The 13,000-nt window shown below is 71.5% G+C and carries 12 protein-coding genes; 5 read left to right on the forward strand and 7 right to left on the reverse strand.

From position 1 onward, the window contains the following. The 4 genes from AB0H71_RS13395 to AB0H71_RS13410 form a co-directional block, all read right to left on the reverse strand. The coding region (locus AB0H71_RS13395; RefSeq protein ID WP_357019255.1) for an ABC transporter transmembrane domain-containing protein at positions 1-1,081 on the reverse strand (1,081 nt) is incomplete at its 3' end. A 73-nt stretch (positions 1,082-1,154) separates the two neighbouring features. Next, the gene (cydB, locus tag AB0H71_RS13400) at positions 1,155-2,186 is read right to left on the reverse strand and encodes a cytochrome d ubiquinol oxidase subunit II (RefSeq protein WP_357019258.1); all 1,032 of its coding nucleotides are present in this window, start codon (positions 2,184-2,186) and stop codon (positions 1,155-1,157) included. Between the two features lie 9 nt (positions 2,187-2,195). Further along, entirely contained in the window at positions 2,196-3,662 is a 1,467-nt protein-coding gene (locus AB0H71_RS13405; protein WP_357019260.1) for a cytochrome ubiquinol oxidase subunit I, read from the reverse strand. A gap of 159 nt (positions 3,663-3,821) precedes the next feature. Then, positions 3,822-4,742 (reverse strand): aminodeoxychorismate lyase, encoded by a 921-nt coding sequence (locus AB0H71_RS13410; protein ID WP_357019263.1) that lies wholly within the window; start codon positions 4,740-4,742, stop codon positions 3,822-3,824. 183 nt (positions 4,743-4,925) lie between these two features. Here AB0H71_RS13410 and AB0H71_RS13415 point away from each other — a divergent pair, with 183 nt between their 5' ends. The 4 genes from AB0H71_RS13415 to AB0H71_RS13430 all read left to right on the forward strand — a co-directional run bounded on the left by AB0H71_RS13415 (position 4,926) and on the right by AB0H71_RS13430 (position 8,062). Next, positions 4,926-6,035, forward strand: a complete 1,110-nt coding sequence (locus AB0H71_RS13415; RefSeq protein WP_357019266.1) for a folate-binding protein — start codon at positions 4,926-4,928, stop codon at positions 6,033-6,035. Further along, positions 6,035-6,709 carry an MOSC domain-containing protein gene (locus AB0H71_RS13420; RefSeq protein WP_357019270.1) on the forward strand — a complete coding sequence of 225 codons (675 nt, stop codon included), beginning with the start codon at positions 6,035-6,037 and terminating at the stop codon, positions 6,707-6,709. Before AB0H71_RS13415 ends, AB0H71_RS13420 begins: the two co-directional genes overlap by 1 nt. Beyond that, the gene (locus tag AB0H71_RS13425; protein WP_357019272.1) at positions 6,706-7,659 is read left to right on the forward strand and encodes an asparaginase; all 954 of its coding nucleotides are present in this window, start codon (positions 6,706-6,708) and stop codon (positions 7,657-7,659) included. Before AB0H71_RS13420 ends, AB0H71_RS13425 begins: the two co-directional genes overlap by 4 nt. Positions 7,660-7,834: 175 nt before the next feature. Then, positions 7,835-8,062 (forward strand): DUF3073 domain-containing protein, encoded by a 228-nt coding sequence (locus tag AB0H71_RS13430; protein WP_357019275.1) that lies wholly within the window; start codon positions 7,835-7,837, stop codon positions 8,060-8,062. A gap of 160 nt (positions 8,063-8,222) precedes the next feature. On the opposite strand, the gene purM is transcribed toward AB0H71_RS13430, so the two are convergent. Both purM and purF read right to left on the reverse strand, forming a co-directional pair. Beyond that, positions 8,223-9,302 (reverse strand): phosphoribosylformylglycinamidine cyclo-ligase, encoded by a 1,080-nt coding sequence (gene purM, locus AB0H71_RS13435; protein ID WP_357019278.1) that lies wholly within the window; start codon positions 9,300-9,302, stop codon positions 8,223-8,225. Positions 9,303-9,425: 123 nt separating this feature from the next. Then, positions 9,426-11,027 (reverse strand): amidophosphoribosyltransferase, encoded by a 1,602-nt coding sequence (gene purF, locus AB0H71_RS13440; protein WP_357020365.1) that lies wholly within the window; start codon positions 11,025-11,027, stop codon positions 9,426-9,428. 187 nt (positions 11,028-11,214) lie between these two features. On the opposite strand from purF, the gene AB0H71_RS13445 reads away from it, so the two are divergent. Beyond that, on the forward strand, positions 11,215-12,618 hold the full coding sequence (locus tag AB0H71_RS13445; RefSeq protein WP_357019281.1) for a DUF3533 domain-containing protein: 1,404 nt from the start codon (positions 11,215-11,217) through the stop codon (positions 12,616-12,618). Here the strand turns inward: AB0H71_RS13445 and AB0H71_RS13450 are convergent. Beyond that, the gene (locus AB0H71_RS13450) at positions 12,605-12,991 is read right to left on the reverse strand and encodes a sterol carrier family protein (protein WP_357019284.1); all 387 of its coding nucleotides are present in this window, start codon (positions 12,989-12,991) and stop codon (positions 12,605-12,607) included. The two genes, AB0H71_RS13445 and AB0H71_RS13450, sit on opposite strands and share 14 nt — an antisense overlap. Positions 12,992-13,000: the final 9 nt, after the last annotated feature.

Raw genomic sequence — 13,000 nt, forward strand, 5'->3', positions numbered from 1 at the left:
CCAGCTCGATCACGGCCGGAGCCGTCACCCGTTGCGCGGAACCGGCCGCACTATCGGAGGTCCCCAGCTCGTGCACGGCCATCACGTCCGCCGCGTGAGACCCGGGCGCCAGCTCGAGCACGGCGAACGCCCGATCCGCCGCCGCCATCCCGTCCTGCGCGGCATGGAACCGCTCCCCCACCGTCCGCAGCGGCAGATAAACCTCGGGCGCGAGAATCAGCGCCACCAGCCCGGCGTACAGCTCCATCTCCCCGAAGACCAGCCGCAGCCCGATCGAGACCGCGACCAGCGCGACGCTCAGCGTGGCCAGCAACTCCAGCACCGCCGAGGAGAGGAAGGCGATGCGCAGCGCGCGCATGGTGCGCACCCGCAGCGCCTCGCCGAGCTCCGCCACCTGCCCGGCCATGCTGCGCTCGCCGCCCTCGCGGCCGAGCGCGCGCAGCGTCGGCATCCCGGCGAAGAGGTCGAGCACCTGGTCGGAGAGGCGGGTGGTGGCGGCGAGGGTGGCCGCCGCCCTGCCCTGGGTGAGCAGCCCGATGAGGACCATGAAGATCGGGATGAGCGGCAGCGTGACCAGCACGATCCCGCCGGAGACCGGGTCGTGCAGCGCGATCACCGCGAGTACGAGGGGCGGTACCAGCACGGCGAGCAGCAGCGCGGGGAGGTACCCGGTGAGGTACCCGCGCAACCCGCCGAGCCCGGTCCCGGCCACGACGGCGATCTCGGTGCGCCGCTCCGCCAGCTCGCGCGGCGGCAGCGCGGCCCCCGCCGCCAGCACCGCCCGCTCCAGCTCGGCGACCACGCCCGCGCCGGCCCGGTGCGCCAGCCGCGACTGCCCCCAGGTGACCACGGCCCGCCCGGTGAGCGCGGCGGCGAGCGCGAGCAGCTCCGGCGTCCAGGCGCCTGCGGTGCGCGCCGCCGGGTCGGTGATGACCCCGGCCAGCACCCGGGCCAGCGCCACTGCGGTGACCACGATGGCGACCGTGGTCAGCAGCGAGAACACCACGCTCAGGACGAGATACGGCCGAGCCGAGTGCGCATACCGCCACAGCCGCGGATCGATCGGCGCGCGGCGCGCCATCACTCCGCGTCCGTTTCGCACGAGCGGGGCACCGCGCGGTCGCGCCGAGCGCCGGCCTCCCGCTCCGGCCCGCTCATGCGCTCGGTGCGCGGCGCGGCAGCCCGATGTGCGGCGGGATCTGCTCGACGGTGATGCGCTTGCGGAACACCCAGTAGGTCCAGCCCTGGTAGAGCAGCACCACCGGCGTCACCGCGATCGCGGCCCAGCTCATGATCTTCAGCGTGTACGGCGTCGAGGACGCGTTCTGCACGGTGAGCGACCAGGCCGGGTCGAGCGTGGAGGGCAGCACATCCGGGAAGAGCGAGCCGAAGAGCAGCGCGGTGGCCGCGGCGACGGCGAGCGTGGTCCCGGTGAAGGCGATGCCGTCCCGTTGCACCAGGTTCGCGGCGGCGCTGCCGAGCAGCCCGAGCACCGCGAGCCCGAGCGGGATCCAGGTCCAGCTCGCGCCGTAGGCGAGCTGGGTCCAGAGCCCGAAGCCGCCGACGATCACCGCGGCGGGCGCCAGCAGCAGCCGGGCCACCCGCTGCGCGTCGGCCCGCACCTCGCCGCCGGTCTTGAGCACCAGGAAGGTCGCGCCGTGCAGCGCGAAGAGCACGCCGGTGGCGAGCGCGCCGAGCAGCGCGTACGGGCTCAGCAGGTCCGTGAACGACCCCGCGAGCTGCTTGTCGGCATCGAGCGGGACCCCGCGCACCACATTGGCGAAGACCCAGCCCCAGGCCAGCGCGGGCACCCAGGAGCCGAAGGCGATGCCGAGGTCGCAGCGGCGCCGCCACACCGGGTCGTCGATCTTGCCGCGGTACTCGATGGCGCAGATCCGCAGGATCAGCGCGACCAGCACCAGCAGCAGCGCGAAGTAGAACCCGGAGAACAGGCTGGCGTACCACTCCGGGAAGGCCGCGAAGAGCGCGCCGCCCGCGGTGATCAGCCAGACCTCGTTGCCGTCCCAGACCGGGCCGATGGTGTTGAGCACCACCCGGCGCCTGGTGTCGGAGCGCCTGCCGAGCGGGTGCATGAGCATGCCGACGCCGAAGTCGAACCCCTCCAGCACGAAGTAGCCGGTGAAGAGCACGCCGATCAGAACGAACCAGAATTCCTGCAGATTCATCGTCGGCTCCTAGTACGCGAAGGACAGCTGGCGGACGGGTTCCTCCGCGTCCGGCGGCGAGTCGTCCGCCGGCGGCTTCGGCTGCTCCGGCCCCGCGATGGCGTAGCGCCGCATGAGGTAGAACCAGACCACCGCGAGCGCGCCGTAGAGCAGGGTGAACACCGCGAGCGAGACCCAGACCGTGCTCGCCGGGTGGTCGGAGACGCCCTGCTGCACGGTGAGCCGCAGATTCTGATCGCCGGTCGGGTTGGGCACCACCACCCAGGGCTGCCGCCCCATCTCGGTGAAGACCCAGCCCGCGCTGTTGGCCAGGAACGGCGTCGGAATGGCGGCCAGGCTCAGCCAGCCGAACCAGCGCTGCCCCGGCACCCGCCCGCCGCGGGTGAGCCAGAGCCCGACCACGCAGAGCAGCGCCGAGCCGGCCGCCAGCCCGATCATGGCGCGGAACGCCCAGTAGGTGACGAAGAGGTTGGGGCGGTAGTCGCCGGGGCCGAACTGGTCTACGTACGACTGCTGCAGGTCGACGACGCCCTCCAGGGTGACGCCGGTGAAGTGCCCCTCGGCCAGCCAGGGCAGCACGAACGGCACCTCGATCACGTGCGTCACGCTGTCGCAGTTGTTGTGCGTGCCGACGGTGAGCACCGAGAAGTCCGGGTCGGTCTCGGTGTGGCACAGCGATTCCGCGGAGGCCATCTTCATGGGCTGCTGCTGGAACATGAGCTTGCCCTGCACGTCACCGGTGTAGATCAGCGCGACCCCGGCCAGCGCGACCACCACCAGCGCGGCCCGCGCGACCGGGCGCCACAGCGTGCGCGCCTCCGCGAGCTTCGCCGGGTCGCCGCTGCGCGCGTTCCGCACCATCCACCAGCCGCCGATCCCGGCGACGAAGGTGCCCGCGGTGAGGAACGACCCCGCCACCACGTGCGGGAAGGCGGCCAGCGCGGTGTTGTTGGTGAGCAGCTCGACGATGCTGGTGAGTTCGGCGCGGCCGGTCTCCGGGTTGTACCTGGCGCCCACCGGGTGCTGCATGAACGAGTTGGCCGCGATGATGAAGTACGCGGAGGCGTTCACGCCGATCGCCACCAGCCAGATGGTGGCCAGGTGCACCAGCCGCGGCAGCCGGCTCCAGCCGAAGATCCAGAGCCCGAGGAACGTCGACTCCAGGAAGAAGGCGACCAGCCCCTCCAGCGCCAGCGGCGCGCCGAACACGTCGCCGACGAAGCGGGAGTACTCGCTCCAGTTCATCCCGAACTGGAATTCCTGCACGATTCCGGTGGCGACCCCGAGCGCGAAGTTGATCAGGAAGAGCTTCCCGAAGAACTTCGTCAGCCGGTACCAGTGCTCCTTACCGGTGATCACCCACGCCGTCTGCATCCCGGCGACCAGCGGCGCGAGACCGATGGTGAGCGGCACGAAGAGGAAGTGATAGACGGTGGTGATCCCGAACTGCCATCGAGACACGTCCAACGCGCTCACCGTGACCTCCTACCAGCCGATTCGTCTACGACACTCTGTAGTAAGGCTACGTGGGAAAGCGCAGCGCACAATGATCGTGCCGGGAATCGAGGTCAACGTCACGCAGCGCGGCCGGTCGAGTCCGCCGGTGTCCCGTTCCGGACACCGGAACCCGGGGGGTCACCAGTCGCCGATGGCCCCCGCCCTGGCGACCCCGCGATCCACCAATTCGATGATCTCGTCGGCATTGTCGGCCGCCATCAGCCGGATGCCGTCGAGCTGGGCCACCCGCGCCGCCAGCGTGATGCTGGAGAGCAGCCAGATGCTGTCGCAGACGAAGAGGTCGGCGGTCCAGAGCGGCTCGTACTTGCACTCCCACCCGGCCTTGCGGGCCTCGTTGAAGAGCGCCCGCTGGGTGACGCCGGGCAGCACGCCGTTCTTGGCGGGCGGGGTGAGCAGCGTCTTGTCCCGCGCGATCACGATGGTCGAGCGCGGCCCCTCCAGCACCCGGTTCTCGGTGCTGGTGAAGATCACGTCGTCGGCGCCCTGGCGGTGCGCGAAGCGCAGCGCGGCCATATTGGTGGCGTAGGAGAGCGTCTTGGCGCCGAGCAGCTGCCAGGGCGCGGCCTGGGCCAGATCGATGGAGATGCCGCGGACCAGGCTCACCACCTTGATGCCCTCGGTGCGGGCCTTCGCCACCCTGGCGGGCACCGGGCTCACCGTGACGAACGCGGTCGGCACCGGGACGGCGGCGGCGAGCTCGCCCGAGGTCACCGAATCCGGCACCTCGGCGAATTCGCTCTCCCGGCCGCGGGTGAGCACCAGGCGCAGCACGCCCTCTTCCTCGCTGCCCCATTCCTTGGCCGCCACCTCGGCCGCCTCCCGCCACCGGCTCAGCTCCAGCTCGGGTAGCTCCAGCGCCTGGGCGGAGCGGCGCAGCCTGCCCAGGTGGAACTCGATCGCACACGGGCTGCCGTCCCGCACCAGCACCGTTTCGAAGACACCGTCGCCGCGCAGAACACCGATGTCGTCGGCAAACAACAACGGCGCGTCCGCATCCTGGACCGCGCCGTCGAGTGTCACAAGAACTCGATCCGCCATGGGTAGGAGCGTAGGCAATTCGGGCAGGTAATGCCTACGGTGCGCTCGAGTTGATTGTTCCTATCGGCGCGTGTCGCCAACACATTTGATGATTTCGTGATAGCAGCAGGACATTCCTTGTCATGTCCGCTAACGGCACGGGCCTGAATCACCTGATGCCGGGCAGCCACGTACAGTGGTTTTGTGGTTCCTGTGCCTAGTCCTCTTCTCGGTGCTCCCGGAGCCGTCGCGGGGGTGCCCGGTTCGCCGGATGCCGCCGTCGCCTGGCACTACGGCGATCCGTTCGCCGAGCAGCGCGCCGCGGCCCGGCGGGTGGCGATCGTGGATCGCTCGCACCGCGCGGTCGGCACCATTACCGGTAAAGAGCGGCTGACCTGGCTGCACACCATCACCAGCCAGCACGTGGCCGGGCTGGCCGACGGCGAGTCGGCGGAGAATCTGGATCTGGACCTGAACGGCCGGGTGCAGCACCACTTCGTCCTCACCGAACTGGCCGAGACCGTCTGGCTCGACACCGAGGCGGAGCGCGGCCCCGACCTGATCGGCTTCCTGACCAAGATGGTCTTCTGGGCCGACGCGCAGCCGAGGGACGCGAGCGATCACGCCGTGCTCACCCTGCTCGGCCCCGAGGTCGAATCGCTCACCGGCGCGCTCGGCATCGCCGAGCTGCCCGCGGTGTACCGCGCGGTCCCGCTGCCCGGCGGCGGCTTCCTGCGCCGCATGCCGTGGCCCGGCGAGCACTCCTACGACCTGGTGATCCCGCGCGCCCAGCTCACCGAGCGGTGGGCCGAGCTCACCGCGGCGGGCGCCACCCCGGCCGGCATGTGGGCCTTCGAGGCGCTGCGCGTCGAGTCGCTGCGCCCCCGGCTCGGCCTCGACACCGACGACCGCACCATCCCGCACGAGGCGCGCTGGATCGGCGGCACCGCCGACGCGGGCGCGGTGCACCTGGACAAGGGCTGCTACCGCGGCCAGGAGACCGTCGCCCGGGTGCACAACCTCGGCAAACCCCCGCGCAACCTGGTGCTGCTGCACCTGGACGGCTCCGCCGACGAGCGCCCGGAACCCGGCACCGACATCACCGCGGACGGCCGCGCGGTGGGCAGGCTCGGCACCGTCGTCGACCACTTCGAGCTCGGCCCGATCGCGCTCGCCCTGGTGAAGCGGGCCGTCCCGGCCACCACCCCGCTGGTGGCGGGGCCCGCCGCGGCCGCCATCGACCCCGACTCGGTGCCGACGGACGACCGTCCGCAGGCGGGCAGGCTCGCAATCGACCGGCTGCGCGGGCGCTGATGCGGCCCGGTGACACCGGCCGCGTGCTCGCGGTCTGCGTGGTGCACGCGGAGCTGGAGGTGCCGGGCCGGGTCGGCCGCAGCGCCATCGACAAGCGGCCGGTCGCGGGGCGGGTCGAGGTCCGCCCGCTCGGGCTGGCGGGCGACCACGTCTGCGACACCGAGCACCACGGCGGGCTGAACCAGGCCGTCTACGCCTACGCCGAGCACGACGCGCGCCGCTGGGAGCAGGAGCTGAACCGGGTGCTGCCGCACGGCTGGTTCGGCGAGAACCTGCGGGTCGACGGGCTCCCGCTCTCGGACGCGGTGCTCGGCGCCCGGCTCCGGGTGGGGAGCGCGCTGCTGGAGGTGAGCGCGCCGCGGGTGCCGTGCGCGACCTTCCAGCACTGGTCCGGCGAGCGGCAGTGGGTCAAGCGGTTCGCGCTGCGCAGCGATACCGGGTGCTACTTCCGCTTGCTCGAGGCGGGCACGGTCGGCGCGGGCGACGAGGTGCTGGTGGAGTGGGTTCCCGAGCACGGCATCACCGTCCGCGATGTCTTCACCGGCGCCGATCCGGAGAAGTTGATCCGGCTGCTCGAGGTCGAGCCGACCGTCTCGGACGACATTCGCATGCAGGTCGCGCGGCACACCAGGCGGCACTCCAGGGAGGCCATCCCGCAGGAGGACACAGCGTGAGCGTCGAGCTGGTCGAGGTGGTCCGGTCCGGGTTCCGGGAGTGCGTGCACCGGGGGTCGGTGGTGCTGCTCGGCGCCGACGGCGAGGTGACGTTCGAGCTGGGTGAGGTGCACGGCCCCATCTACCCGCGCTCGACCAACAAGCCGCTGCAGGCGCTCGCCCTGCTCCGCTCCGGCTTCACCCCGGCCGACGACGCGGAGCTGGCCATAGCCATCGCCTCCCACTACGGCGAGCCCGACCAGGTGGCGGCGGTCCGGCGCCTGCTGGAGCGGAACGGCTTCACCGAGGACGACCTGGAGTGCCCGCCCGACCTCCCGCTCGGCGAGCTGCCGCGCGCCCGGCTGCTCGCCGCGGGCGAGGAGCCGGCCCGGATCCTGATGAACTGCTCCGGCAAACACGCGGCCATGCTCGCCACCTGCGCCGCCAACGCCTGGCCCACCGCGGGCTACCTCGACCCGCTGCACCCGCTGCAGCAGGCGGTGCTCCGCACCATCGCCGACGTGACCGGCGAGCCGGAGACCGACCTCGGCATCGACGGCTGCGGGCTGCCGATCGTCCCGGTCGCGCTGGTGAACCTGGCCCGCGCCTTCCGCGCCCTGGTCACCGCCGCCCCGCTTACCCCCGAGAAGCGCGTCGCGGAGGCCATTCGCACCCATCCGCGAGTGATTTCCGGCACCCATGCCCCCGACCTGCTGCTGATGTCCGAGACCCCCGGCCTGGTCTGCAAGATCGGCGCGGACGGCGTGCACGCCGGCGCGCTGCCGGACGGATCGGCCTTCGCCTACAAGATCGAGGACGGCGCCGAGCGCGCGCGGATGCCGCTGACGCTGGCGATTCTGCGCCGTCTCGGCGTGCCGTGGACCGACCGGCTCGCGGAGCTGGCGGCCCCGCCGATCCTCGGCGGCGGCGCCAGGGTCGGTGTGGTCCGCGCCATCCCGGGGGTGCTGTAGCAAACCGCGGCCGCGGCGACGGCGGGGCAAACGGCGGGCGGCGCCGGAATCTTCGCCGACTCGTGGGAGCGCGGCGGCCTGACACACGCTAAAGTGTCTGTCAGGAAGAGTATTAATTCGAACGGGGCCGCCAACACACCCCAGGCCGCCCCGCATTGACGCGAGGGGGTCAGCCATGGGCCGTGGCCGGGCTAAGGCAAAGCAGACCAAGGTCGCACGCGAGCTGAAATACAGCTCGCCATCGACCGACTTCGCGAGCCTTCAGCGAGAGCTCTCGAACGGCACAGATCTGCACTACCACCGACCCAACGGTGGTGGCGTGCTGTCCGATGAGCACGACGCTGATGAGTCCCCGTCCCGCTGGACCAGCGAGGACGACGACTACGACGACTGGCGCCGCTGACCGTACGTACGCGAAGGGGGAGGCCGACGGGCCTCCCCCTTGACCGCGTTCGGACCAGGTCACGGCGCCATCTCGGTGGCTCGCACGGATGGCCCGCATCGCACGATGCGGGCCCCGCCGTCTCTCCGGCCGCTCCGGCCCTAGCGGATTCGGCCAGGATCTAGAAGCGCGGGTGCTCGCCGACCAGCACCGCGCGCGGCGCGTCGGCATCCTTGCTGCGGCTCACCGAACCCAGTGTCCAGCAGTCGATGTGGCGCGCGGTGAGCACGGCCAGCGCCCGGTCCACATCCTCCGGCGCGACCACCGCGACCATGCCGACCCCCATATTGAAGGTCTTCTCCATCTCCGGCCGCTCGACCCGCCCGCGCTGCGCGATCATCTTGAAGACCGGCGCCGGGTTCCAGGTGCCGCGATCCAGCTCGGCGACCATGCCCTGCGGCAGCACCCGGCCCAGGTTGGCCGCCAGCCCGCCGCCGGTGACGTGCGCGAAGGTGCGCACATCGGTCTCGGCGACCAGCGCGAGGCAGTCCTTGGCGTAGATCCGGGTCGGCTCCAGCAACTCCTCGCCGAGGGTGCGGCCGAACTCCTCGACGTGCCCGGTCAGGCTCATCCGGTCGATCTCCAGCAGCACCTTGCGGGCCAGGCTGTAGCCATTGGAGTGCAGCCCGGAGGCGCCCATGGCGATCACCACGTCGCCGGAGCGCACCCGCTCCGGGCCGAGCACCGCGTCCGCCTCGACCACGCCGATGCCGGTGGCGGAGAGGTCGTAGTCGTCCGGGTCCATCAGCCCGGGGTGCTCGGCGGTCTCGCCGCCGAGCAGCGCGCAACCCGCCTTCACGCAGCCCTCGGCGATGCCGGAGACCAGCTCGGCCACCCGCTCCGGGACGACCTTGCCGACCGCGATGTAATCCTGCAGGAACAGCGGCTCGGCGCCGCAGACCACCAGGTCGTCGACGACCATGGCGACCAGATCCAGCCCGACGGTGTCGTGCTTGTCCAGCGCCTGCGCGACCGCCAGCTTGGTGCCGACGCCGTCGGTGGAGGCGGCGAGCAGCGGCTCCTTATACCCGCTCTTCAGCGCGAACAACCCGGCGAAGCCGCCGAGGCCGCCCTGCACCTCGGGGCGGCTGGCCTTCTTCGCCAATGGCCCGAACAATTCGACGGCGCGGTCACCGGCTTCGATGTCCACACCGGCCGCGGCGTAGGAAGCACCGTTACCACTGGGGGTCTGTTCAGTCATTTTCGGGAAGAGCTCCAAACCGAATCGGCGGATAGATGCCAGCTCACGCTACCGGAGCGGAATAACGAGCACGCGGCGGTATCGCACCCCGGTTCGTCACCCCGCAGCCGTGCGGCCGGTCGGTCAGGGCCTGCTCAGCGCACTCGCGTTCGCGTTCTCCCGGAGCAGCGCGGCCTCCGGCTGCCCGCTCAGCATGCCCTCGAGCAGGTTCTTGCCGATGGCGGCCTCGTGCGGCAGCGGAATCGGGTAGACGCCGTCGAAGCAGGCGCTGCAGAGCCGGCTGCGCGGCTGCTCGGTGGCGGCGATCATGCCGTCCAGCGAGATGTAGCCGAGGGTGTCGGCGCCGATCGAGCGGCGCACCCCCTCGACCATGTCGCGGAAGACCTCGGAGCCCGGGTCGTTCGAGCCGTCGGCGCCGTCCGGCAGCCCGGCGCCGTTGGCGATGAGCTCGGCGCGCGAGGCGAAGTCGATGCCGTAGAAGCACGGCCACTTGACCGGCGGCGAGGCGATCCGCACGTGGATCTCCAGCGCGCCCGCCTCGCGCAGCATGCGGATGAGCGCACGCTGGGTGTTGCCGCGCACGATGGAGTCGTCCACCACGATCAGCCGCTTGCCCCTGATCACCTCGCGCAGCGGGTTCAGCTTGAGCCGGATGCCGAGCTGGCGGATGGTCTGGCTGGGCTGGATGAAGGTGCGGCCGACGTAGGCGTTCTTCATCAGCCCCTGGCCGTACGGCACCCCCGAGCCCTGCGCGTAGCCGACCGCGGCCGGGGTGCCCGACTCCGGCACCGGGATCACCAGGTCGGCCTCGACCGGGTGCTCCTTGGCCAGTCTGCGGCCGATATCGACCCGGGTGGAGTGCACCGAGCGGCCCGCGATGGTGGAATCCGGCCTGGCCAGGTAGACGTACTCGAAGACGCAGCCCTTCGGCTCCGGCGCGGCGAAGCGCATGGAGCGCACGCCGTCGGCGTCGATGGCGAGCAGCTCGCCCGGCTCGATCTCGCGGACGAAGGCGGCGCCGACGATGTCGAGCGCGGCGGTCTCGCTGGCCACCACCCAGCCGCGCTCCAGCCTGCCGAGGACCAGCGGGCGCACGCCGTGCGGGTCGCGGGCGGCGTAGAGGGTGTGCTCGTCCATGAAGGTCAGGCAGAAGGCGCCGCGCAGCGTCGGCAGCAGCTCCATGGCGGCCTGCTCGATGCTGGAGTCGGCGGCGGCGTGCGCGAGCAGCGCCGTCATCACGTCCGAGTCGGAGGTGGCGGCGATCGGGGCCGGCTTGTTGTCGCCGGACCGGCGGCGGCCGAGCAGCCCCTGCTCCCTGGCGCGCTCGTTCAGCTCGGCGGTATTGACCAGGTTGCCGTTGTGGCCGAGCGCGAGCCCGGAGCCGACGGCGGTGGTGCGGAAGATCGGCTGCGCGTTCTCCCAGGTGGTGGAGCCGGTGGTGGAGTACCGGCAGTGCCCGATGGCGACGTGGCCGGGCATGGCGGCCAGCGTCTGCTCGTCGAACACCTGGCTGACCAGGCCGAGATCCTTGAAGACCAGGATCTGCTGGCCGTCCGAGACGGCGATCCCCGCCGCCTCCTGCCCGCGGTGCTGCAGGGCGTAGAGGCCGTAGTAGCTCAGCTTCGCGACGTCCTCGCTCGGCGCCCAGACCCCGAAAACGCCGCACTCCTCGCGCGGCTCGTTCTCGTCCTGATCATGGGCGGCGGCGGTCGGCGCGACCGGGATAGGGGTGGATAGATCGCTGTCGACCGGAAAGTCGGCGTTGGTCACCGTTCGCTCCCTGTTCGGGCGGGCTGGGGGCGACCGCTATTCTACGGCCAACCCCGGCGGTGACCAGCCCCGCCCGGCGGCGCGGAGCGTTCCCCGTCACGATCACCACGGAACCGCTGGTCCTACCTGTTACCGTGCTGCGGTGACCACGCCCGACCAGCCCGGTAAGCCGGAAGAACCCGCCGGAACAGGCAATTCGGCCGATTCGGTCCAGGCCGCGGCGAGCCGGGGCAGCACGCCGCGGAGCCTGTTCGGCTGGGCCAGGATGACCGGCGCGCCTGTGGTGGTACTCACGTTGCTCACGGCGCTGCTCGGCGTGATGTACCTCGGCTACGTCGCCGACCCGGAGGAGAACCTGCACGACTTCCCGATCGCGTTCGTCAACCAGGATCTGGGCGATGTGCTCGACACCGGCGGCGGGCAGCAGCAGGTGAACTTCGGCAGGCAGGTGACCGACGGCATCATCGCCGAGGTCCCCACCGACAAGGTGGAGCTGCACGTCGTTGGGATCAGCGAGGCCGAGCGGCTGCTGCAGACCGGCCAGGTCTACGGCGCCGTCGTCATCCCGAGCGATTTCAGCAAGTCGCTCGGCATTCTCGGCATCGGCAGCGTCGTGCCGGGCGATATCCAGCGGCCCATCGTGACCGTCGAGACCAATCCGCGCGCGGGCGCCTACAGCACCCAGGTGGTGCTGCGGATCGCCGACGAGATGCTGGTCAAGGTGAACGAACAGGTCGGGCGGCAGCTCACCGACCAGGTGGAGAGCCAGCTGCGGGCGAGCCCGGCCGGGGCGCCCGCGACCGAGCTGAGCGGCGCCAGCCGGGTGGCGCTGCGCGAGCCGATCGACGTGCTGGTGCAGCAGTACCACCCGCTGCCGAACGGGACAGGGCAGGGGCTGACCGCCTTCTTCTACGCGCTGCTGCTGCTGCTCGCCGGGGTGGTCGGGGCGATGATCATCCACACCATGGTCGATGCCCAGCTCGGCTTCGTGCCCACCGAGTACGGCCCCTGGTATGTGCATTATCCGCCGACCCCGATCTCCCGATTCCGCACCGTGCTGCTCAAGTGGGGCGTGATGGCGGTGGCCGCGGCCATCGTCTCCGGGGTCTTCCTGCTCACCGCGCACCTGCTCGAGCTGCCGCTGAGCCACAGCCTCGCGCTCTTCCTCTACAGCTGGCTGGCGATCGCGGCGGTCGGCATCACCGGCATCTCCATGCTGGCGGCGATCGGCTCGGCCGGGCTGCTGGCCAACCTGATCCTCTTCGTGGTGCTCGGGCTGCCCTCCTCGGGCGGGACGGTGCCGATCGAGGCGACGCCGCCGTACTTCGCCTGGCTGGCCACCTTCGAGCCCATGCACCAGGTGTTCCTCGCCATCCGCTCGATCCTGTACTTCGACGCCAGCGGCCCGGCCGGGCTCACCCGCGGCTTCTGGATGACGCTGCTCGGGCTCGGCATCGGGCTGGTCTTCGGCGCCGTGGTCACCCGGTTCTACGACCGCAGGGGGCTGCACCGGAAGAACGTGCTGAAGCCCGCTACAGCCGGGTGACCGGCAGCCAGTGCGCCACCTCGGCGGCGCGGCTGCCGGAGGCGGCGACGGCGCCGCTCGCCGCGGCCGCCGCGAAGCTGAGCAGGCCGGTGGCGAGCAGCAGCCAGGTGCGCGGGTCGGTCTCGACCACGTTCGGCGGGGTGCCCCTGGTGTGCCGCGGGCCGTCGACGCACTGCACCGCGACGTAGGGCGGCACCCTGACCTCGACCGAGTGGCCGGGGGCCGCCTGGGCGAGCGTGCGGGCGGTGGCGCGGACGGCGGCGCCGAGCTGGGCGCGGGCCGGGGCGGGGGTGCTGTCGTCGAGCAGCCACGCGCGCACCGCGGCGGTGGCGGCGCGGAGTTCGTTCGGGTCGACGGTGGAGCGTCCTGGCACGTCGCGAGG

The organism is Nocardia sp. NPDC050697 (assembly GCF_040654395.1).
GTDB lineage: Bacteria > Actinomycetota > Actinomycetes > Mycobacteriales > Mycobacteriaceae > Nocardia.

Excerpts from the sequence above, each read along its gene's own strand:
- cydB (WP_357019258.1), bottom strand. The coding sequence starts at position 2,186 with ATGAATCTGCAGGAATTCTGGTTCGTTCTGATCGGCGTGCTCTTCACC.
- AB0H71_RS13410 (WP_357019263.1), bottom strand. The coding sequence starts at position 4,742 with ATGGCGGATCGAGTTCTTGTGACACTCGACGGCGCGGTCCAGGATGCG.
- AB0H71_RS13420 (WP_357019270.1), top strand. The coding sequence starts at position 6,035 with ATGCGGCCCGGTGACACCGGCCGCGTGCTCGCGGTCTGCGTGGTGCAC.
- AB0H71_RS13430 (WP_357019275.1), top strand. The coding sequence starts at position 7,835 with ATGGGCCGTGGCCGGGCTAAGGCAAAGCAGACCAAGGTCGCACGCGAG.
- purM (WP_357019278.1), bottom strand. The coding sequence starts at position 9,302 with ATGACTGAACAGACCCCCAGTGGTAACGGTGCTTCCTACGCCGCGGCC.